Raw genomic sequence first — 20,483 nt, forward strand, 5'->3', positions numbered from 1 at the left:
AAACAAATGTATTGCCAAATTTGCTTACCGGTTGACATTTTTTCAGACATTATGTGTTACAGAGACTCATCGTCTCTTTTTTGCTAAACCTATAGCAATGCTCTCTTCCGTCAAGGATTTTGCCCGTGAAGTTTATGTTTAATGCAACAGGATTGCCCCTACAAGATTTAATGATCGGTGCATCTGTCTACTTCCCTCCCATTTTCAAGGCGTTTGTCGCAGGGTTTATTCTCTGGTTGGTTGTTCATCGCCTGCTGCGCGACTGGATTTATTCCGGTGAGATCTGGCATCCCCTGTTGATGGATCTGTCTCTCTTTACGCTTAGCGTAGGTCTGGCCTTTGTTATGCTGATTGTGTGGTGATTATGTCGCTCAAAACCATTAAATACTTCTCAACCATTATAGTCGCTGCAATCGCAGTTTTTGCCGGATGGTGGATGTGGAATTACTATATGCAATCGCCCTGGACACGTGATGGCAAAGTGCGCGCAGAACAGGTCAGCATCACACCGCAGGTTTCGGGCAGCATTAATGAACTCAATATAAAAGATAACCAGTTCGTGAATAAAGGTGATGTCCTGTTTACTATCGACAAGACACCGTTTCACATTGCTGAACTGAATGCGCAAGCACAGTTGGCGAAAGCACAATCCGATCTGGCAAAAGCGAATAACGAAGCCAATCGCCGTCGTCACTTATCGCAAAATTATATCTCAGCCGAAGATCTGGATACCGCCAACCTCAACGTAAAAGCGATGCAGGCAAGCGTTGAAGCAGCCGAGGCCAGTTTGCGCCAGGCGCAATGGCAACTGTCGCAAACGGTCGTCAAAGCGCCCGTAGCGGGCTGGGTCACCAACCTTTCAACCCGCACCGGCGACTACGCCTCCACCGGTAAGCCGCTGTTTGCTCTTGTCGACAGCCACTCTTTTTATGTGATGGGGTATTTTGAAGAAACGAAGTTGCGTCACATACGCGAAGGCGCACCGGCGTTAATTACACTCTACAGCGGCAACGTTAAGTTACAGGGTCACGTCTCCAGCATCGGTCGCGCAATCTATGACCAAAGTGTTGAAAGCGATTCCGGTCTGATTCCCGACATCAAACCTAACGTGCCATGGGTACGTCTGGCGCAGCGTGTCCCTGTACGCATTGAATTTGACGCTTTACCGCAGGATGTCACACTGGTTTCTGGTACCACCTGTAGCGTCTCCATCGGCCAGCGTAAATGAAAATGCCCCCCCTGACGCCAGGCAATTGGCCATGGTTTAAAGCCACGCCGGCACAGTGGCGTTATGCGCTGCGTAACACCATTGCAATGTGTCTGGCGTTAACCTTCGCCTATTATCTCAATCTGGACGAGCCCTATTGGGCGATGACTTCCGCGGCGGTGGTGAGTTTCCCTACCGTCGGCGGGGTGATCAGCAAAAGCCTGGGCCGTGTAGCCGGTAGTTTACTTGGCGCGACAGCCGCACTGATTATTGCCGGCCATACCCTCAATGAACCGTGGCTTTTTCTGCTGAGCATGTCAGTCTGGATCGGCTTTTGTACCTGGGCCTGCGCGCATTTTACTAATAACGTCGCCTACGCCTTTCAACTGGCGGGTTACACGGCGGCGATCATCGCGTTTCCCATGGTCAATACCGTCGAGATCACGCAGTTATGGGATATCGCGCAGGCCCGCGTATGCGAGGTCATTGTCGGCATCTTGTGCGGGGGTATGATGATGATGATCCTACCCAGCACCTCCGATGGCACCACGTTGCTTACAGCACTGAAAAACATGCATACGCGTTTGCTGGAACATGCCAGCTTGCTCTGGCAACCGGAGACAACGGATGCCATCCGCACGGCACATGAAGGTGTTATCGGTCAGATTCTGACCATGAACCTGTTGCGTATACAGGCGTTCTGGAGTCACTACCGCTTTCGCCGCCAAAATGCCTTACTCAATTCGCTGTTGCATCAGCAGCTACGTATGACCAGCGTGATTTCCAGCCTGCGCAGAATGCTGCTGAACTGGCCTAACCCTCCCGCTAATACCCGCGATATCATTGAGCAATTACTTGGCGCGCTGGTCAAATCCAATACCGACAGCTATACCGTCGCGCGTATCATCGCCCCACTGCGGCCCGTCGATGCCCGCGATTATCGACACGTCGCCTTCTGGCAACGGCTGCGCTATTTTTGCCGCCTCTACTTACGTAGCAGCCATTACCTGCATTTGCTGGAAAATGGCGTTACCGCCGAACGTATCAATGTTGCTCGTACGCCAGGGCTTGCCCGCCATACCGATAATGCGGAAGCTATCTGGAGCGGGTTGCGCACGTTCTGCACTTTGATGCTTATCGGCGCATGGAGCATTGGCGCACAATGGGAATCAGGATCTGGCGCACTCACGCTCGCGGCCATCAGCAGCGTGTTGTATTCCGCCGTTGCCACGCCCTTCAAATCACTTTCCTTGTTAATGCGCACGTTGGTTCTGTTGTCGCTGTTTAGCTTTGTGGTCAAGTTTGGTTTGATGGTACAAATTACCGACCTCTGGCAGTTCATCCTGTTTCTCTTCCCGCTCCTCGCCACCATGCAGTTGTTAAAGCTACAAATGCCTGCGCTGGCGGGGCTTTGGGGGCAGCTTATCGTGTTTATGGGATCGTTCATCGCGGTAACGAATCCCCCGGTATACGATTTTGCTGATTTTCTGAATGACAATTTGGCGAAAATCACCGGCGTGGCGCTGTCATGGCTGGCATTCGCCATTCTACGCCCCGGATCGGATGCGCGGAAAAGCCGCCGTCATATTCGCGCCCTGCGTCGGGATTTTGTCGATCAGCTCAGCCGACATCCTGCACTCAGTGAGAATGAATTTGAGTCGTTGACCTATCATCACGTCAGCCAGCTGAGTAACAGTCAGGATGCGCTGGCGAGGCGTTGGTTATTACGTTGGGGGGTTGTCTTGCTGAACTGCTCGCATGTGGTGTGGCAACTGCGTACCTGGGAGGCGCGCTCAGATCCGCTGGCTCGCGTCAGGGACGTATGTATCGCGTTGCTTCGCGACGTGATGAGTGAGCGCGGCGTCCAACAACGACCGTTGAATGCCACGCTAAACGAGCTACAGCGTATCTGCGAGACGCTCGCCCACCATCACCAACCTGCTGCGCAGGAGTTGTCGGCCCTCGTCTGGCGGCTGCATTGCTCGCTGTCACAGCTTGAACAGGCACCACCACCGGGTACGCTAAGCAGCTGATTATTTGATAACGCCACAGGCGTAGCGCGCTCCGCCACCGCCAAGTGGTTTCGGTTGATCGGACATATTATCGCCGCCCACATGAATCATCAGCGCCTTACCTTTTACCTCATCCAGGGATTTAAGCCGGGGCGCAACGACCGGTGTTGTGGCGTTACCATCGTTATTCACCACCAGCAGCGGCAGGTCACCCATGTGGCCTGCACCTTCCGGGCCTTCGTGTTTACCCGTTTGGTGAGGGTCGTAATGTCCTCCCGCTGATTCCGCCGCTGACGCCTTCCCGTCTTTAATCGCCGGTTGGCAGCTGCCGTTGGCATGCACATGGAAACCATGTTCACCCGGCGGCAACGCTTTCAAATCGGGGGTAAATTCCAGCCCCTTTCCGGTTTCAGTAATTGAGACAGTACCAATCGCCTGGCCGACGCCTTGCGACGTCACCAGATTCATCGTCACTTTTTCTTCACTGGTAGCCTGCGCACCTGCACAGGCCAGTAAGGTAATAATGGCTAAACTCAAACGCTTCATAAGACCTCCGTCTAAAAGGTGTCTGATTGATAAGTGTAAACCAGTGACACAAATTTGAACGGTGAAGCGCCAAAAACGCGATTAAGGCACGTCATAACCGAGCGCGGCTTTACGGATTCGGAACCATTGTTGGCGAGACATGTTCAGCGCTTCGGACTCAATGGCGGCACGAACACGCTCGATTTTACCCGAACCAATAATCGGCAGCGGTTGCGAAGGCAGACGTAAGATCCAGGCGTACACCACCTGCTCAATAGACTGTGCGTTCAACTCTTCTGCGATCGCGGCCAGTTCATGGCGCAGCGGCTGGAAGGCATCGTCATTAAACAGACGACCGCCTCCGAGGCAGGACCAGGCCATCGGGCGGATACGCAGCTGTTGCAATTGATCTAATGTGCCATCCAGCAGGAGTGGCTGATGCACCGGTGAAATTTCAACCTGGTTGGTCGCCAGAGTAAACGGCAGACGCGATTGCAGCAGCGAGAACTGCGCAGGGGTGAAGTTAGAGACGCCAAAGTGACGCACTTTACCGCTATGGTGCAATTTTTTAAATGCGTCGGCCACATCGTCTGCATCCATCAGTGGATCGGGACGATGGATCAGCAGCAAATCAATATGATCGGTCGCCAACAGCTTTAACGATTGTTCCGCGCTGGCAATAATATGGGCGCTGTCGGTAATGTAGTGCCCGAGCGCATTTTCCGTGCGTGCCGTCGTGGCGATCCCGCATTTGGTGACAATCTGCATTTTCTCACGTAAATGCGGAGCCAGCTTCATCGCCTCGCCAAACGCTGCTTCACACTGGTATCCGCCGTAGATATCGGCGTGATCGACGGTGGTAACGCCCAGGTCAAGATGCTCTTCAATAAAGCTGACTAACTGACGCGTGGACATATTCCAGTCCATCAGGCGCCAGTAACCCATCACAAAGCGAGAAAATTCCGGGCCTTGCGGCGCAATAGTAATACGCTGAACCATAGCAGCTTCCTTATAAATGAATGTGCATCGAGTATACGCAATTACGCTTTTAAAAGAGTGAAGGTTGTTGCGGTTCTTCCGGCGGGTTGGGTTTGTTTGCACGTAATTTACGCATCAGGCGCTGACGACAAAGACGCAGCACGTCCTGCTTTTCGGCATCGCTCATTTTTTGCCAGTTAAAACGCTCATCCCGGCTACGGAAACAGCCACGGCAAAAGCCGCGCTCGTCAGACTGACATATACCACGGCATGGGCTCTGGACGGGGAAAAATTCCAGCTGTTCGGCCACATCCCCTCCTGTAGTAAGATTGATATATCTATTGAAGACGTTAACTGAATTTCTCGCAAGCGCTATTGCATTAGACCGACTGGTCTATTATGCTTCTTTCATGAACAAAGTCACTGAACACGATACACGCGAACATCTTCTGGCGACTGGCGAGCTGCTGTGCATGCAGCGTGGCTTCACCGGCATGGGTCTGAGTGAGCTACTGAAAACCGCTGAAGTGCCTAAGGGTTCGTTTTATCACTATTTTCGCTCAAAAGAAGCGTTCGGCGTCGCGATGCTGGAACGCCACTATGCGGCTTATCATCAGCGATTGGCTACGCATTTTGATACGGGGGCGGGAAACTACCGCGACAGGATTCTGGCTTACTATCAGGAAACCCTGAATCAGTTTAGCCAGCACGGCATTATTAGCGGTTGTTTAACCGTTAAACTGTCTGCCGAAGTGTGCGATCTGTCAGAAGATATGCGTACCGCGATGGATAAAGGCGCGCGACACATTATTGCGTTGCTGGCGCAGGCGCTGGAGAAAGGTCAGGCCAATCATTGTCTGTCTTTTGTTGGTGAGCCATTACAGCAGGCGCAGGTTTTGTATGCGCTGTGGCTGGGCGCCAATCTTCAGGCCAAGATTTCTCGTAGCGCCACGCCGCTGGAAAATGCGCTGGCGCACGTTAAAACCATCATTACAACGCCTGCCGTTTAACAGGCGTTTTTATTTCTTTTATTACTAGACGACCGGTCTATTCAGGAGTACCACATGTCATCTGAAAAATTGTTTTCCCCACTGAAAGTGGGTGCCATTACGGCAGCAAACCGCGTTTTTATGGCGCCATTGACGCGTCTGCGCAGCATTGAGCCTGGCGACATCCCTACTCCGCTGATGGCCGAGTATTACCGTCAACGCGCCAGCGCGGGACTCATCATCAGTGAAGCGACGCAGATTTCCGCCCAGGCGAAAGGCTATGCCGGTGCGCCGGGACTACACAGCGAAGCGCAGATTGCCGCATGGAAGAAAATCACTGCAGCCGTACATGCTGAGCAAGGTCATATTGCTGTCCAGTTGTGGCACACCGGGCGCATCTCCCACGCCAGTCTGCAGCCAAACGGCCAGCCACCGGTAGCACCTTCCGCGATTAGCGCCGGTACCCGCACCTCACTGCGCGATGAAAACGGTCTGGCGACGCGTGCCGATACGACTATGCCGCGCGCACTCGAAACGGAAGAAATTCCGGGTATCGTTAATGATTTCCGTCAGGCAATTGCTAACGCGCGTGAAGCGGGTTTCGACATGGTAGAACTGCACTCCGCCCACGGCTACCTGCTGCACCAGTTCCTGTCGCCAACCTCTAACCAGCGTACCGATCAATACGGCGGTAGCGTCGAGAATCGTGCGCGTCTGGTGCTGGAAGTTGTCGATGCCGGTATTAAAGAATGGGGTGCCGATCGCATTGGCATTCGCGTCTCTCCGATTGGCTCTTTCCAGAACGTCGACAACGGTCCGAATGAAGAAGCCGACGCGCTGTATCTGATTGAACAACTGGGCAAGCGCGGTATCGCTTATCTGCATATGTCTGAACCGGACTGGGCTGGTGGTGAGCCGTATTCCGACGCGTTCCGCGAGAAAGTGCGTGCCCGTTTCCACGGTCCGATCATTGGCGCGGGCGCTTACACGCCTGAAAAAGCCGAAACGCTGATCGAGAAAGGTCTGATCGACGCCGTTGCTTTTGGTCGCGCTTATATCGCTAACCCGGATCTGGTGGCGCGTCTGCAACATAAAGCGGAACTGAACCCACAGCGTGCCGAAAGCTTCTACGGCGGCGGCGCGGAAGGTTACACCGATTACCCGACCCTCTAACGTCACAATCTCCGTTCTGCCATTGATAGCGGTGTAACAACGCCGCTATACTAAAACAACATTTTGAATGTATTAGCCATTTTCGAAGGGGAAAAAGATGCGTTTACTTCATACCATGCTGCGCGTGGGTGACCTGCAGCGTTCCATCGAGTTTTATACCAACGTGCTGGGCATGAAGCTGCTGCGTACCAGCGAAAACCCTGAATACAAGTACTCTCTGGCCTTTGTTGGCTACGGTCCTGAAACCAGTGAAGCCGTGATCGAACTGACCTATAACTGGGGCGTTGACAACTATGAGCTGGGCACAGCCTACGGTCATATCGCCCTGAGCGTAGACAACGCGGCTGAAGCCTGCGAACGTATTCGTCAGAACGGTGGTAACGTGACGCGTGAAGCTGGCCCGGTAAAAGGCGGCACAACCGTGATCGCGTTTGTTGAAGATCCGGACGGCTACAAAATTGAATTAATTGAAGAGAAAGACGCCGGGCGCGGCCTGGGCGACTAACCTCCCCCTCGGGCGCAGATCGTCTGTGCCCGTAGTTTTATCATCATCATTTTGCCATAATACGCGCTGCAATTTTCCCGTATTAAGAGACCCAGATGTCCGATAACGCTCAACTTTCCGGTCTGTGTGACCGTTTTCGTGGTTTTTACCCTGTCGTCATTGATGTCGAAACCGCAGGGTTTAATGCCAAAACCGATGCGCTGCTTGAGATCGCAGCCATCACATTGAAAATGGATGAACAAGGCTGGCTGATGCCGGACACGACGTTACATTTCCACGTAGAGCCGTTTGAAGGGGCAAATTTGCAGCCTGAAGCGCTCGCCTTTAACGGTATTGACCCTAACAATCCTTTACGTGGCGCGGTCAGCGAATACGACGCTCTACATGCCATCTTTAAAATGGTACGTAAAGGCATTAAAGACAGCGGCTGCAATCGGGCAATTATGGTGGCGCATAACGCCACATTCGACCACAGTTTTATGATGGCCGCTGCAGAACGCGCCTCACTGAAACGTAACCCGTTTCACCCGTTCGTTACCTTTGATACTGCGGCATTAAGCGGTCTGTCGCTGGGGCAAACTGTGTTATCAAAAGCATGCCTGGCGGCAGGAATGGAATTTGATGGCACTCAGGCGCACTCGGCGCTGTATGACACCGAACGTACGGCCGTGCTGTTTTGCGAAATCGTTAACCGCTGGAAACGCCTCGGCGGCTGGCCTCTCCCCGTGCCGGAAGACGCATAACGGACCGATAAAAAAGCGACCCTCACAGGTCGCTTTTTTATTTCAGCTGATATTACTCAGCGTCCGGCTCTTCGGTTTTGTATTTCGCCGCTGTTTCTTTAATCAACTGCTGCAACTCACCGCGCTGGTACATTTCAATGAGAATGTCACAACCGCCAACCAGCTCGCCATCAACCCACAGCTGCGGGAAGGTCGGCCAGTTTGCGTATTTCGGCAGCTCGGCGCGAATATCCGGGTTCTGCAGAATATCAACATAAGCAAAGCGTTCACCACAGGCGGACAGCGCCTGTACGGCCTGAGCGGAGAAACCGCAGCTTGGCAGTTTAGGGGAACCCTTCATGTACAGGAGAATTGGGTTTTCAGCGATCTGGCGCTGGATTTTTTCGATAGTGGTGCTCATTATCTTGCTTCCTTAAACTTCTTTTACGGCAGTAGTCTGACATTGTAGCGGGTCAGGCAGGCAACGGAAAATAACATTTTCATTACGCGTTATTATTTTATCGCCTGCCGTTAAAAGTTGCATTCTTAATCTTACTTACCCGCTCGAAGTGTATGGTTTTGATTATTTATTCACCGGCTACACTTTGATTTGCTGTTTTTTTTTGCGGTCGGTAACGAAACGCCGCGTTAAACAAAAAAAGCTATTAACTTTCCCCGTTTCGATAGATTAGAATCATCAGGTTTTGAAAATCACACGCAGGTATGATAGACCTGCCTTAACAGAGGACTGCTCAGTGGCGCGGATAAACCGAATCTCGATCACGCTCTGTGCTTTACTTTTTACTACACTGCCTTTTACGCCTATGGCGCATGCTTCCAAGCAGGCCAGGACGACACCTACCAGTTCCCACACCGTCAAAACGGTAGATAAAAAGAAAAGCGCAACAACCAGCCAAAAAACAGCCAGGACCAACAAGAAATCGGCGACAAAAACCACCAGCAAAACCAGTAGCAAAACAGCCTCCTCTTCTAAAAAACGCACAGCCACTCCGGCAAAATCGACTAAAACGGTAAACCGTCGCAGTAAAAATGCCGCAGCACAGATCGCTGCCGTTACCTGGACTGAAAAATGTACGCCGCGCAAAGGTCATAAGCCGCGCTGTGTGAAAGTGAAAACCGCCGCACCGACAACGCTTGCTGAGGCGCATAAAGTCAAAGTGCAGAAAGCGACGAAAACCGCTATGTCCACCCTGATGAACCAAATCGGCAAACCTTACCGTTGGGGCGGCTCTTCGCCAAGAACCGGCTTTGATTGCAGCGGCCTGGTCTATTACGCCTATAAAGATCTGGTTAAATTCCGCATTCCGCGTACGGCGAATGAAATGTACCACCTGCGTGACGCCGCACCGATTGAACGTGGCGAGCTGAAAAACGGTGACCTGGTCTTTTTCCGCACGCAAGGTCGCGGCACAGCCGATCACGTCGGTGTTTACGTGGGTAACGGTAAATTTATTCAGTCACCGCGCAGCGGTCAGGAAATTCAAATCACTTCTCTGAGCGAAGATTACTGGCAGCGCCACTATGTGGGCGCTCGCCGGGTAATGACACCGAAAACAATTCGCTAAAAACTTACCCTACAGAACATGCTGTAGGGTAAGTTCTTCTTTTGCATAACCTTTCAATTTGCTACCCTATCCTTACTCACAATGAGGCTATTGTGTGTACTCAATATAAATAATAAGGAGAGAAGCAATGTCGTTTGAATTACCTGCATTACCGTATGCCAAAGATGCTCTGGCACCGCACATTTCTGCCGAAACGCTGGAATACCACTATGGCAAACACCATCAAACCTACGTGACCAACCTGAACAACCTGATCAAAGGCACGGCGTTTGAAGGTAAATCACTGGAAGAGATCGTTCGTAGCTCTGAAGGCGGTGTATTCAATAATGCTGCACAGGTATGGAACCACACGTTCTACTGGAACTGCCTGGCGCCGAACGCAGGTGGCGAGCCGACCGGTAAACTGGCCGATGCAATTGCCGCCTCCTTTGGCAGCTTTGCGGATTTCAAAGCGCAATTCACCGATGCCGCTATCAAAAACTTCGGTTCTGGCTGGACCTGGCTGGTTAAAGGAACGGATGGCAAACTGGCTATCGTTTCTACTTCCAACGCAGGTACTCCGCTGACGACCGACGCGACGCCGCTGATGACCGTTGACGTATGGGAACACGCCTACTACATCGATTATCGCAATGCCCGTCCTGGCTACCTGGAGCACTTCTGGGCGCTGGTGAACTGGGAATTTGTTGCGAAGAACTTCGCAGCATAAAATGATAACGCAGAAGGGACTCCCTTCTGCGTTTTAGCCTTAGCTGGAGGCAGTGCAGACTTCTTCAGATTGCCTTCTTGCCGAGATAAAGACCAGCAGTAACGCAAGCCCTGCCACAATCGCTCCCATCACGGGTACAAAACTGTAGCCCAGACCACCGGAAATCACCGCCCCACCGGCTGCCGCACCTAACGCATTTCCCAGGTTAAACGCGCCAATGTTGACTGACGATGATAACCCTGGCGCTTCGCTGGCAACGCGCATCACCCGCATCTGCAACGGCGGAACCACCGCAAACGTCGCCGCGCCCCAGACGACCATACTGACCGCCGCCCCCAGCTCATTACGCGCGAGGAAGGGAATGGCCAGCATAATAACCATCAACAACAGCAAAAAGCCTTTAAGCGTACCGTTGACAGAACGATCCGCCAGTTTGCCACCAAGATAGTTTCCGATCGAGAATCCGACGCCAATTAATACCAGCATTCCGGTCACAAATGCCGGTGTGGCATGGGTAATGCTGTGCAGCACCGGCGAAATGTAAGTATAAAGCGTGAACATCGCGCCTGCGCCCAGCACAGTGGTCAGCAGAGCCGACAGCACCTGTGGGCGCATAAGTACCGCCAGTTCGCTGCGGACATCGGGGCGCGCTCCTGACCCACCTTTCGGTAATGAGAAGAACAGGCTGACCATAGCGATGACGCCCAGACCCGCCGTCGCCATAAACGACATCCGCCAGCCGATTGTCTCACCAAGCCACGTCGCCGCGGGAACACCGCCAATATTGGCAATCGTTAACCCCATAAACATGGTTGCCACGGCGCTGGCTTGCTTATGTTTAGGTACCACGCTTGCGGCGACAACAGAGCCGAGACCAAAAAAGGCTCCGTGATTAAGACTGGTCAAAATACGTGACAGCATCAGCGTGGTGTAATCCGGCGAGATAGCGGAAAGCACGTTGCCCAGCGTGAAAATAGCCATCAGGAATATCAGCGCATTACGTCGCGCGCGATGGGACAGCAGCAGTGTCATCAGCGGAGCTCCCACCATCACGCCAACCGCATACGCGCTAATCAGCATCCCGGCCGCGGGAATCGAGACATCCACCCCTTTGGCAATCACGGGCAATAATCCCATTGGCGAAAATTCGGTGGTGCCAATGCCAAACGCGCCAATCGCCAGCGCCAGTAAGGGATAATTGATTTTCATATATCGACTCCGTAACGTCGAGCCGTGGCGCGACATAAAATAAGAGTCAAAAGCATGACATTGATCGCAAAATTAATAAAGTTAACAAAATTGCAAAAGACTTTTGCTTATTCGCAAACAATAGAGGGGGAATAGATGCGGAAAGGATGAGGGAGAGCTAACTCCCTCGGGGAAATCAATGCAGTGCTGCGGTCAGGCCACCCGCGACGATCAAACCCAGAACAATAATGGTAGTCACTAACGAAAATTTCAGATCGGTGCTCATCAAGTTTTCTCCTTTTTATTCCCACACAAAAAGTGATATTGCGCATTTTTACACACTTGAAAGCAAAAATCTCTCACGATTTATATTGATAACTGCTTTTAACTCTTCCCCTTTTCGTTAAGATCAGACAAAATTCCACGCTTACTTGATTAGCGTACCGGCCATTGACCCCTTCCTGACGTTCCGTGTCGTTTTCCCGGCGTGCCGCAACCCCTACGTTGCGTTAAGGGTGTGTGAAGGCAAACGTTTACCTGGAGTATTCTCAGGAGCTTAGGATATGGTCTGGAGTGAGATGTAATGGCAACAATTAAAGATGTAGCGAAGCGAGCAAACGTTTCCACTACAACCGTATCACACGTAATTAACAAGACGCGCTTTGTCGCGGAAGAAACGCGTAATGCGGTTTGGGCTGCGATCAAAGAGCTGCACTATTCTCCAAGCGCAGTTGCGCGCAGCCTGAAGGTGAATCACACCAAGTCTATCGGCTTGCTGGCGACCAGCAGCGAAGCGGCCTATTTCGCCGAAATTATCGAAGCCGTTGAGAAAAACTGTTTCCAGAAAGGCTATACCCTGATTCTGGGCAACGCATGGAACAGTCTTGAAAAGCAGCAGGCCTATCTGTCGATGATGGCGCAAAAGCGCGTTGATGGTCTGTTAGTGATGTGTTCTGAGTATCCGGAACCTCTGCTTTCGATGCTCGAAGAGTATCGCCATATTCCGATGGTTGTTATGGACTGGGGCGAAGCTAAGGCTGATTTTACCGATACGGTCATTGATAACGCTTTCGAGGGCGGTTACATGGCGGGTCGGTATCTGATAGAACGCGGCCATCGCGAGATTGGCGCAATCCCGGGCCCGATGGAGCGGAATACCGGGGCCGGTCGTCTGGCTGGCTTTATGAAAGCGATGGAAGAAGCGCTGATTAAGGTTCCCGAAAACTGGATTGTACAGGGCGATTTTGAACCTGAATCCGGTTATCGCGCCATGCAGCAAATTCTTTCACAGTCGCATCGTCCGACCGCCGTCTTCTGCGGTGGCGATATCATGGCGATGGGCGCGCTGTGCGCCGCTGATGAGATGGGACTGCGCGTACCGCAGGATGTCTCGCTCATCGGTTATGATAACGTGCGCAACGCCCGCTTCTTCACGCCAGCGCTGACCACCATTCACCAGCCTAAGGATTCACTGGGTGAAACGGCCTTTAATATGCTGTTAGACCGCATCGTGAATAAACGCGAAGAGTCGCAGTCTATCGAGGTTCATCCGCGTCTGGTAGAGCGCCGCTCCGTTGCTGACGGTCCATTCCGCGATTATCGTCGTTAAGCCTGTTGTGCGGGGGCCTCATCTGGCTCCCGCAACCATTCTTTATTCAGCGTTTCGCTATCACCTAAATAGTCCAGCAACCAGCTCAGTGCTGGCGAGGTATCGTTCTGTTGCCATGTCAGACAACACGCGGCATCAGGAAAGGGATTCTCCAACTGCAGCGACACCCATTTACCGCTATCAATCCACGGCTTGGCAAAATGTGTTGGTACCATGCCTACACACAATCCCGCAGATAAACAGGTTGCGGAAGATTCCCAGTCAGGCACCACAACGCGCTTTTGGTTGTCCAGTAACCAGGTTATACGCTTCGGCAATGTACGCGAGGTATCTTCTCGCACCAGTGACGGCCAGTTGCGCAACGTATCATCGCTTAGCGGCCCCGACATTGACGCCAGCGGATGATGGCTGGCCACCACGCAGCTCCAGCTCAGCATGCCCATGTCGCGGAAGGTATAGCGACCCCCTACCGGAATGGCCTGTGTGGCGCCAATAGCCAGCTCTACACGCCCATCGGAAAGCGCATCCCAGACACCATTAAAGACTTCCTGAAAAACCAGCAGTTCCACATCATCAAAGTGGCGATAGAAATCCACAATCATCTGCCGGGTACGTTCGGGACGGACAATGTTATCTACCGCGATTGCCAGTTGTCCTCGCCAGCCGTTGGCGATTTGTTGACATTGCTGACGAGTGATCTGCATTTTTTTGATAACAGAGCGCCCTTCTTTTAAAAACCACGCGCCGGCAGGCGTTAATTCCACATCGCGATGGCGTCGCTCAAAAAGCGGTACAGCCAGCCACTCCTCCAGTTGGCGCACGGTGTAGCTTACCGCCGAAGGTACGCGGTGTAACTCCTGCGCGGCTGAACTGAAACTGCCGTTGCGTGCAACCGCATCAACCACTTCAAGTGAATATTCCGACCACATATTCTGCCTACAAAAAATTTGAAATCAGTAAGCAAATATTAGCGTTTCACAGCGTGAATTACACTCACTACACTCAGCGGCATTGTTCTATTGCTAAAAAAAGAGAAATGATGATGCAACCTGGGAAAGGTTTTTTAGTCTGGTTGGCGGGCCTTAGCGTGCTCGGCTTTCTGGCGACGGATATGTATCTGCCCGCCTTTGCCGCGATTCAGTCCGATCTGCAAACACCTGCATCTGCCGTCAGCGCCAGCCTAAGTTTATTTTTAGCGGGTTTCGCCGTCGCACAACTACTGTGGGGACCGCTCTCGGACCGCTATGGCCGTAAACCGATTTTACTGTTGGGTTTATCTATTTTTGCGCTGGGTAGTCTGGGTATGCTGTGGGTTGAAAACGCCACTGGCTTGCTGGCGCTACGCTTTATTCAGGCCGTTGGCGTCTGTGCCGCGTCGGTTATCTGGCAGGCGCTGGTTACAGACTATTACCCTTCACAAAAAGTAAACCGCATCTTTGCCACCATTATGCCGCTGGTCGGGTTATCACCGGCTCTCGCGCCGTTATTGGGCAGCTGGATTCTGGTCCATTTCTCCTGGCAGGCCATTTTCGCCACCCTGTTTGCTATTACCCTGATTCTGATGCTTCCGGCCCTGCGTTTAAAACCGACGGTTAAAGCACGCGACGACAGCCAGGATAAACTGACTTTCGCCACACTGTTGCGCTCGAAAGCTTATCGTGGAAACGTACTGATTTATGCCGCCTGCTCCGCAAGCTTTTTCGCATGGCTGACGGGTTCACCGTTTATCCTTAGCGAAATGGGCTACAGCCCGGCAGTGATTGGCCTGAGCTATGTTCCGCAAACTATCGCCTTCTTAATTGGTGGTTACGGTTGCCGTGCGGCGCTGCAAAAATGGCAAGGTCGTCAGATGCTGCCATGGTTACTGATTCTTTATTCCATCAGCGTTGTTGCCACCTGGGCTACCGGCTTTATTCATCATGTTGCGCTGGCTGAAATTCTGATCCCATTCTGCGTAATGGCGATTGCCAACGGCGCAATCTATCCTATCGTTGTCGCTCAGGCGTTACGTCCTTTCCCACAGGCCACAGGACGCGCAGCCGCATTGCAAAATACGCTGCAACTGGGTTTATGCTTCCTGGCAAGTCTTATGGTGTCGTGGCTGATCGCCACCCCGCTGCTCACCACCACCAGCGTGATGCTGACAACAGTGCTGCTGGCAGCCATCGGTTACAAAATGCAATCGCAGACCGATAACACCCGTCAAACAGATGACCGGGCGCAAATTGCCCACGGTGAGTCTCACTAATAAATGTCGCGGGCACATAGTTAGCCCGCTAACAGTTTTCTATTGAATCGTCAAAAAATCAGGCTTATACTGATTTCCAGTTGTTACAAAAACGATAATTTTTAGGTATTAACGGGGACAAGAACGTTCCTGTTTTTCCACGGATGGCCTTTTCGGTAAGGGTTCCTCCCTTCCTCTGTTCTACGTCGGATTAAAGATTCGCGGATTAATTCCGTGAGATTTCTCACAAAGCCCAAAAAAGCGTCTACGCTGTTTTAAGGTTCTGATCACCGACCAGTGATGGAGAAGCTATGAGTTCATCGTGTATAGAAGACGTCAGCGTACCGGATGATAACTGGTACCGCATCACCAATGAATTATTGAGCCGTGCAGGCATTACCATTAATGGTTCGGCTGCGGCGGATATTCGTGTCAAGAACCCCGATTTTTTCAAACGCGTACTGCAGGAAGGATCGTTAGGTTTGGGTGAGAGCTATATGGATGGCTGGTGGGAGTGCGATCGGCTGGACATATTTTTCACTAAGGTATTGCGCGCCGGGCTTGAAAATCAACTCCCCCGCCACTTCAAAGATACCTTACGTATCGCCACGGCACGACTGTTTAATTTACAGACCAAAAAGCGCGCCTGGGTTGTCGGCAAAGAACATTACGATCTGGGCAACGACCTCTTTAGCCGCATGCTTGATCCTTACATGCAGTATTCCTGCGCCTACTGGAAAGATGCCGATACCCTGGAATCTGCCCAACAGGCGAAGTTAAAAATGATTGCCGAAAAATTGCAGTTAAAGCCGGGAATGCGTGTGCTCGATATTGGTTGCGGCTGGGGTGGCTTGTCCCATTTTATGGCATCGCAATACGGTGTGAGCGTGGTAGGTGTGACCATCTCGGCAGAGCAGCAGAAAATGGCGCAAGCGCGTTGCGCGGGACTGGATGTCACCATTTTGCTGCAAGATTACCGCGACCTGAACGACAAATTTGATCGCATTGTCTCCGTCGGCATGTTTGAGCATGTCGGCCCGAAAAACTACAACACCTATTTCGACGTTGTCGATCGCAATTTAAAGCCGGACGGTCTGTTTTTACTGCACAGCATCGGTTCGAATAAAACCGACAATAATGTTGATCCGTGGATCAATAAATACATCTTCCCGAACGGCTGTTTACCGTCAGTTCGCCAGATTGCCAACGCCAGCGAGCCGCATTTTGTGATGGAAGACTGGCATAATTTTGGCGCGGATTACGATACCACGCTGATGGCATGGCACGAACGCTTCATGCGTTCCTGGCCTGAAATCGCCGATAACTATACCGAGCGTTTTAAACGGATGTTTAGCTATTACCTGAACGCCTGCGCCGGTGCGTTTCGTGCTCGCGATATCCAGCTTTGGCAGGTGGTTTTCTCCCGCGGTGTCGAACACGGTCTGCGCGTCCCCCGCTAATGGCTGCCGCCCCCGTACTCACGGGGGCATTTTGTTTCAGGCCGGACTCAGGCCTCGCCCGCTATGTTACTGATGGCGCTTTCACGCGCAGCCAGCACACGTTCAACGGTATCAACAACCGCTTGCGTTTGCGGATCGATTTCGATATTAACCCGCGCGCCCAGCTTTTTCTTACCCAGCGTCGTACGCTCCAGCGTTTCCGGGATCAAATGCACGCAAAAGCGCGTTGGCGTGACTTCGCCGACCGTCAGGCTGATGCCGTCAATGCCGATAAACCCCTTATACAGGATATATTTCATCAGCGATGGGTCCTGAACTTTAAACCATACCTGCCGGTTATTTTCCGAAGTCAGAATTTTCGACACCTCGGCGGTGGTCATAATATGGCCCGACATTAAATGCCCGCCAATCTCATCGCTGAATTTTGCCGCACGCTCAACGTTAACCATATCCCCGACCTTAAGGTCGCCCAGGTTGGTGATACGCAGCGTCTCTTTCATCAGATCGAAGCTTATGTGATTACCGTTGATTTCGGTTACCGTCAGACAACAGCCATTGTGGGCAACCGATGCGCCGGTCTCCAGCGCATCAAGCATATATTCAGGCAACTCCACGACATGCGTACGAAAATTTGGTTTTTCATCAATGGACACCAATTTTGCGGTGCCCTGCACAATACCCGTAAACATACTTCTCACTCCTGAACTCAATTAAGACATCTCTGCCCAGCACAATAGCAGGTGGAAATTCAGGTTGCCAGCAGTGCGCCACCGCTGCCTGTTTTTTCACTGGAGAATTACGTATTCCTCGCTACAATAGACTGAAATTTCCCCAGCTTTTTCTCCTTGCTGCCATATAAGGCGGCTTTTTTAGTCTCTCAAATAACAACAATATAGTGGTGTACACGTGCAAAAGTATGTAAGTGAAGCGCGTCAGTTATTAGCTCTGGCAATACCGGTGATTCTTGCGCAAATCGCTCAAACCGCAATGGGGTTCGTCGATACCGTCATGGCGGGCGGATACAGCGCGACGGATATGGCGGCCGTCGCCATTGGTACGTCGATCTGGCTGCCGGCTATTCTGTTTGGCCACGGACTCCTGCTGGCGTTGACGCCGGTAATCGCCCAACTCAATGGCTCCGGCCGCCGCGATCGTATCGCCCATCAGATACGCCAGGGGTTCTGGCTGGCTGGTAGCGTCTCCGTTTTGATTATGGTCGTGCTGTGGAATGCGGGTTATATCATCCGCTCCATGCATAACATCGACCCGGCGCTGGCCGATAAAGCCGTCGGTTATCTGCGCGCATTGCTGTGGGGCGCGCCGGGATATTTGTTTTTCCAGGTAGCCCGTAACCAATGCGAAGGCCTGGCCAAGACTAAACCGGCGATGGTGATGGGGTTTATCGGCCTGCTGGTGAACATCCCGGTTAACTATGTTTTCATCTATGGTCATTTAGGGATGCCGGAACTTGGCGGCGTAGGCTGTGGCGTGGCCACGGCGGCGGTTTACTGGGTGATGTTTGCCGCCATGCTGTCTTACGTCAAACACGCGCGTTCAATGCGTGACATCCGTAATGAGCGAGGGTTCCAGAAGCCAGACACTGCAGTGATGAAGCGTCTGGTACAGCTGGGTTTACCCATCGCGCTGGCGTTATTTTTTGAAGTGACGTTGTTTGCTGTGGTTGCGCTACTGGTTTCCCCGCTGGGGATCGTCGATGTGGCCGGGCACCAAATCGCGCTGAACTTTAGTTCGTTAATGTTCGTTTTGCCGATGTCGCTGGCTGCCGCCGTCACTATTCGTGTCGGTTATCGTTTGGGTCAAGGTTCCACGCTTGAGGCACAAACGGCGGCCAGAACGGGTTTGGGCGTTGGTGTCTGCATGGCGGTAATAACGGCGATTTTCACCGTGACCTTCCTTGAGCACATTGCCCTGCTCTACAACGATAATCCGGAAGTTGTCGCTCTGGCGGCGCAACTCATGTTGCTGGCCGCGGTGTATCAAATATCGGACTCTATCCAGGTTATTGGCAGCGGTGTCCTGCGCGGTTATAAAGACACGCGCTCTATCTTCTTTATCACCTTTACAGCCTACTGGGTGCTGGGTCTGCCAAGCGGCTATATTCTGGCGCTTACCGATCTGGTGGTCGACAGGATGGGACCTGCAGGTTTCTGGATGGGCTTTATTATCGGTCTGACCTCTGCGGCCGTATTAATGATGCTGCGGATGCGTTATCTGCAACGCCAGCCGTCTGCCGTCATTTTGCAACGCGCTGCACGATAGGCTCACAATAGCCGCCGTCAGGCCAATGCCGTTCAGTTAACGCTTAAGTTTCAGGAAGTATCAACCTGTGTTGGCGGAAGTAATGAATATGCCATCCCAGAGAAAGGATTCCGTTCACCTCATGTTCATCGTTTCTCTGAAGCATCGATACCCGTGAACGTGTAAAGGGCGTTCTTCGCCACGCCCTTTACAATCCCGGCTCCCGGCGGGAAAATTGCCGCTCCGCGGTCCCCTCCGCTCATTCCTCCAGGCTACCGGGCCGGGCGCGAGGTAGCGTCCCTGCAAAGCGCGCCCTGAGCCAGCATCCATGCTGGCTCTCCCGGCCTTACGGAAACACGTCGGCAATTTTCCCGCCGGGAGCCTGGGATGCAAGGGAGGCGGCAGTGAGCCTCCCTTGCACGTTCACGGGTATCTGTGCTTTAGAGAAGTGATACGGCTGAGGTGAACGGAATCCTGATCACGAATCACATGTTCACCATACATACTTAATTGAACGGTATTGCGCCGTCAGGCGGCTTTTTTACGCCTTCAAAAGGGACTGGCGTTTTCGGCATTCACCCACTGTTCGCTGACAGGATGCCTGAAACGCAATGCGCTGGCATGCAGCATCAGTCGCGGGGTGAGTTCAGTACCTGGCAGCAAACGCCCACCATACAAATCGCACCCCAAAATAGGATGTCCCAACTGCTGACAGTGGATCCGGAGTTGATGGGTACGCCCGGTTTCAGGCGTCAGTTGTACCTGCGTTAAGGGGAGTAATCCCCCGTCCTTCTGGCGATGGAGAAAACGCTCAACAACCTGATAACGCGAACGCGCGGGCTTGCCGTTAACGGCGCAAATCGTCATCAGCGGAAACCGCGCCGGATCTTTGCTAATCGCTGCGTCGATAATCCCTGCATTGTTTTCCAAATGCCCGCATAACAGCGCGCTGTATACCTTCGTCACCATGCGCTGACTAAACTGCTGGCACAGCGCGGCGTTAATACCCTTGTTACGTGCCACCACCATCAGCCCGGAGGTGCCGAAATCAAGCCGATGGACCAACGTGCAACCGGGATAAATCTGTACCAGCCGGTGATGTACCGAATCGAGATTCTGCGGATTTTTCCCCGACAAGCTAAGCAGCCCTGTGGGTTTATTGATAAGCACCAGATGCTCGTCCTGATAGAGAATCTCTATCTGGTCATGACAAGGCGGGGCAATAAAGGTATCAAGGATTGTAGACATCAGACGGCCAGGATGGAATGTGGGCATGGATGATAACGAATTTTCACTGCACTGGCGAATCGACCCGCGTAACTAATGGCAATCAT

Annotated in this window: 21 protein-coding genes and 1 pseudogene; 13 read left to right on the forward strand and 9 right to left on the reverse strand. The window is 52.4% G+C overall.

Annotated elements, in window-relative coordinates:
* Positions 1-125 precede the first annotated feature (125 nt).
* From AC534G_RS13875 to AC534G_RS13885, 3 genes and pseudogenes are all read left to right on the forward strand, one after another.
* A complete protein-coding gene (locus AC534G_RS13875; RefSeq protein ID WP_038640388.1) occupies positions 126-362 on the forward strand; it encodes a DUF1656 domain-containing protein in 237 nt (78 codons plus the stop codon).
* 2 nt (positions 363-364) lie between these two features.
* Positions 365-1,228, forward strand: coding sequence for an efflux RND transporter periplasmic adaptor subunit (locus AC534G_RS13880; protein WP_038640386.1), 864 nt, complete (start codon positions 365-367; stop codon positions 1,226-1,228).
* Positions 1,225-3,265 (forward strand): annotated as a pseudogene (locus AC534G_RS13885) (FUSC family protein). The gene AC534G_RS13880 and the pseudogene AC534G_RS13885 overlap by 4 nt, the downstream one beginning before the upstream one ends.
* On the opposite strand, the gene sodC reads toward AC534G_RS13885, so the two are convergent.
* The 3 genes from sodC to AC534G_RS13900 form a co-directional block, all read right to left on the reverse strand.
* Positions 3,241-3,765, reverse strand: a complete 525-nt coding sequence (gene sodC, locus AC534G_RS13890; protein WP_085049404.1) for a superoxide dismutase [Cu-Zn] SodC — start codon at positions 3,763-3,765, stop codon at positions 3,241-3,243. The pseudogene AC534G_RS13885 and the gene sodC sit on opposite strands and share 25 nt — an antisense overlap.
* Before the next feature lie 81 nt (positions 3,766-3,846).
* Entirely contained in the window at positions 3,847-4,743 is an 897-nt protein-coding gene (locus tag AC534G_RS13895) for an aldo/keto reductase (RefSeq protein WP_110498122.1), read from the reverse strand.
* 49 nt (positions 4,744-4,792) lie between these two features.
* The gene (locus AC534G_RS13900) at positions 4,793-5,032 is read right to left on the reverse strand and encodes a DUF1289 domain-containing protein (protein ID WP_038640381.1); all 240 of its coding nucleotides are present in this window, start codon (positions 5,030-5,032) and stop codon (positions 4,793-4,795) included.
* A gap of 100 nt (positions 5,033-5,132) precedes the next feature.
* Here AC534G_RS13900 and AC534G_RS13905 point away from each other — a divergent pair, with 100 nt between their 5' ends.
* From AC534G_RS13905 to rnt, 4 genes are all read left to right on the forward strand, one after another.
* Positions 5,133-5,732 (forward strand): TetR/AcrR family transcriptional regulator, encoded by a 600-nt coding sequence (locus tag AC534G_RS13905; protein WP_038640379.1) that lies wholly within the window; start codon positions 5,133-5,135, stop codon positions 5,730-5,732.
* A gap of 54 nt (positions 5,733-5,786) precedes the next feature.
* The gene (locus AC534G_RS13910) at positions 5,787-6,884 is read left to right on the forward strand and encodes an alkene reductase (protein ID WP_038640378.1); all 1,098 of its coding nucleotides are present in this window, start codon (positions 5,787-5,789) and stop codon (positions 6,882-6,884) included.
* Positions 6,885-6,981: 97 nt separating this feature from the next.
* On the forward strand, positions 6,982-7,389 hold the full coding sequence (gene gloA / locus AC534G_RS13915; RefSeq protein WP_038640376.1) for a lactoylglutathione lyase: 408 nt from the start codon (positions 6,982-6,984) through the stop codon (positions 7,387-7,389).
* A gap of 95 nt (positions 7,390-7,484) precedes the next feature.
* Positions 7,485-8,132 carry a ribonuclease T gene (gene rnt, locus AC534G_RS13920; RefSeq protein WP_038640374.1) on the forward strand — a complete coding sequence of 216 codons (648 nt, stop codon included), beginning with the start codon at positions 7,485-7,487 and terminating at the stop codon, positions 8,130-8,132.
* Positions 8,133-8,184: 52 nt separating this feature from the next.
* Here the strand turns inward: rnt and grxD are convergent, their stop codons facing one another.
* A complete protein-coding gene (gene grxD / locus AC534G_RS13925; protein ID WP_003832760.1) occupies positions 8,185-8,532 on the reverse strand; it encodes a monothiol glutaredoxin 4 in 348 nt (115 codons plus the stop codon).
* Positions 8,533-8,866: 334 nt separating this feature from the next.
* On the opposite strand from grxD, the gene AC534G_RS13930 reads away from it, so the two are divergent.
* Both AC534G_RS13930 and sodB read left to right on the forward strand, forming a co-directional pair.
* Positions 8,867-9,697 (forward strand): C40 family peptidase, encoded by an 831-nt coding sequence (locus AC534G_RS13930; protein WP_110498124.1) that lies wholly within the window; start codon positions 8,867-8,869, stop codon positions 9,695-9,697.
* A gap of 127 nt (positions 9,698-9,824) precedes the next feature.
* On the forward strand, positions 9,825-10,406 hold the full coding sequence (sodB, locus tag AC534G_RS13935; protein WP_003029205.1) for a superoxide dismutase [Fe]: 582 nt from the start codon (positions 9,825-9,827) through the stop codon (positions 10,404-10,406).
* Positions 10,407-10,445: 39 nt separating this feature from the next.
* Here sodB and AC534G_RS13940 read toward each other — a convergent pair whose 3' ends face one another.
* Positions 10,446-11,615: an MFS transporter gene (locus tag AC534G_RS13940; protein ID WP_038640370.1), complete on the reverse strand. Its 1,170-nt coding sequence runs from the start codon at positions 11,613-11,615 to the stop codon at positions 10,446-10,448.
* A 175-nt stretch (positions 11,616-11,790) separates the two neighbouring features.
* Positions 11,791-11,880: a cytochrome bd-I accessory subunit CydH gene (cydH, locus tag AC534G_RS13945; RefSeq protein ID WP_003029209.1), complete on the reverse strand. Its 90-nt coding sequence runs from the start codon at positions 11,878-11,880 to the stop codon at positions 11,791-11,793.
* A gap of 297 nt (positions 11,881-12,177) precedes the next feature.
* Between cydH and purR the strand changes: the two genes are divergently transcribed.
* Entirely contained in the window at positions 12,178-13,203 is a 1,026-nt protein-coding gene (gene purR, locus AC534G_RS13950; RefSeq protein ID WP_110498126.1) for an HTH-type transcriptional repressor PurR, read from the forward strand.
* On the opposite strand, the gene punR is transcribed toward purR, so the two are convergent.
* On the reverse strand, positions 13,200-14,132 hold the full coding sequence (gene punR, locus AC534G_RS13955; protein ID WP_038640367.1) for a DNA-binding transcriptional activator PunR: 933 nt from the start codon (positions 14,130-14,132) through the stop codon (positions 13,200-13,202). The two genes, purR and punR, sit on opposite strands and share 4 nt — an antisense overlap.
* A 113-nt stretch (positions 14,133-14,245) precedes the next feature.
* Between punR and punC the strand changes: the two genes are divergently transcribed.
* Positions 14,246-15,451 (forward strand): purine nucleoside transporter PunC, encoded by a 1,206-nt coding sequence (punC, locus tag AC534G_RS13960; RefSeq protein WP_110498128.1) that lies wholly within the window; start codon positions 14,246-14,248, stop codon positions 15,449-15,451.
* Between the two features lie 290 nt (positions 15,452-15,741).
* On the forward strand, positions 15,742-16,890 hold the full coding sequence (gene cfa / locus AC534G_RS13965) for a cyclopropane fatty acyl phospholipid synthase (RefSeq protein ID WP_069324205.1): 1,149 nt from the start codon (positions 15,742-15,744) through the stop codon (positions 16,888-16,890).
* A 47-nt stretch (positions 16,891-16,937) separates the two neighbouring features.
* Here cfa and AC534G_RS13970 read toward each other — a convergent pair whose 3' ends face one another.
* The gene (locus AC534G_RS13970) at positions 16,938-17,579 is read right to left on the reverse strand and encodes a riboflavin synthase (RefSeq protein WP_038640361.1); all 642 of its coding nucleotides are present in this window, start codon (positions 17,577-17,579) and stop codon (positions 16,938-16,940) included.
* 217 nt (positions 17,580-17,796) lie between these two features.
* On the opposite strand from AC534G_RS13970, the gene mdtK reads away from it, so the two are divergent.
* Complete coding sequence (gene mdtK / locus AC534G_RS13975; RefSeq protein WP_496594416.1) at positions 17,797-19,170, forward strand: MdtK family multidrug efflux MATE transporter; 1,374 nt, start codon at positions 17,797-17,799, stop codon at positions 19,168-19,170.
* 528 nt (positions 19,171-19,698) lie between these two features.
* Here the strand turns inward: mdtK and AC534G_RS13980 are convergent.
* The gene (locus AC534G_RS13980) at positions 19,699-20,397 is read right to left on the reverse strand and encodes an RluA family pseudouridine synthase (RefSeq protein WP_496594417.1); all 699 of its coding nucleotides are present in this window, start codon (positions 20,395-20,397) and stop codon (positions 19,699-19,701) included.
* Positions 20,398-20,483: the final 86 nt, after the last annotated feature.

This window comes from Citrobacter sp. CRE-46 (genome assembly GCF_059615875.1).

What these genes read in the sequence shown, in the direction of transcription:
- sodC (WP_085049404.1), bottom strand. Translation starts at nt 3,765, where the DNA reads ATGAAGCGTTTGAGTTTAGCCATTATTACCTTACTGGCCTGTGCAGGT.
- purR (WP_110498126.1), top strand. Translation starts at nt 12,178, where the DNA reads ATGGCAACAATTAAAGATGTAGCGAAGCGAGCAAACGTTTCCACTACA.
- AC534G_RS13970 (WP_038640361.1), bottom strand. Translation starts at nt 17,579, where the DNA reads ATGTTTACGGGTATTGTGCAGGGCACCGCAAAATTGGTGTCCATTGAT.
- cfa (WP_069324205.1), top strand. Translation starts at nt 15,742, where the DNA reads ATGAGTTCATCGTGTATAGAAGACGTCAGCGTACCGGATGATAACTGG.
- cydH (WP_003029209.1), bottom strand. Translation starts at nt 11,880, where the DNA reads ATGAGCACCGATCTGAAATTTTCGTTAGTGACTACCATTATTGTTCTG.
- AC534G_RS13880 (WP_038640386.1), top strand. Translation starts at nt 365, where the DNA reads ATGTCGCTCAAAACCATTAAATACTTCTCAACCATTATAGTCGCTGCA.
- AC534G_RS13980 (WP_496594417.1), bottom strand. Translation starts at nt 20,397, where the DNA reads ATGTCTACAATCCTTGATACCTTTATTGCCCCGCCTTGTCATGACCAG.
- AC534G_RS13895 (WP_110498122.1), bottom strand. Translation starts at nt 4,743, where the DNA reads ATGGTTCAGCGTATTACTATTGCGCCGCAAGGCCCGGAATTTTCTCGC.
- grxD (WP_003832760.1), bottom strand. Translation starts at nt 8,532, where the DNA reads ATGAGCACCACTATCGAAAAAATCCAGCGCCAGATCGCTGAAAACCCA.
- rnt (WP_038640374.1), top strand. Translation starts at nt 7,485, where the DNA reads ATGTCCGATAACGCTCAACTTTCCGGTCTGTGTGACCGTTTTCGTGGT.
- AC534G_RS13910 (WP_038640378.1), top strand. Translation starts at nt 5,787, where the DNA reads ATGTCATCTGAAAAATTGTTTTCCCCACTGAAAGTGGGTGCCATTACG.
- punC (WP_110498128.1), top strand. Translation starts at nt 14,246, where the DNA reads ATGCAACCTGGGAAAGGTTTTTTAGTCTGGTTGGCGGGCCTTAGCGTG.
- sodB (WP_003029205.1), top strand. Translation starts at nt 9,825, where the DNA reads ATGTCGTTTGAATTACCTGCATTACCGTATGCCAAAGATGCTCTGGCA.
- AC534G_RS13940 (WP_038640370.1), bottom strand. Translation starts at nt 11,615, where the DNA reads ATGAAAATCAATTATCCCTTACTGGCGCTGGCGATTGGCGCGTTTGGC.
- gloA (WP_038640376.1), top strand. Translation starts at nt 6,982, where the DNA reads ATGCGTTTACTTCATACCATGCTGCGCGTGGGTGACCTGCAGCGTTCC.
- AC534G_RS13905 (WP_038640379.1), top strand. Translation starts at nt 5,133, where the DNA reads ATGAACAAAGTCACTGAACACGATACACGCGAACATCTTCTGGCGACT.
- punR (WP_038640367.1), bottom strand. Translation starts at nt 14,132, where the DNA reads ATGTGGTCGGAATATTCACTTGAAGTGGTTGATGCGGTTGCACGCAAC.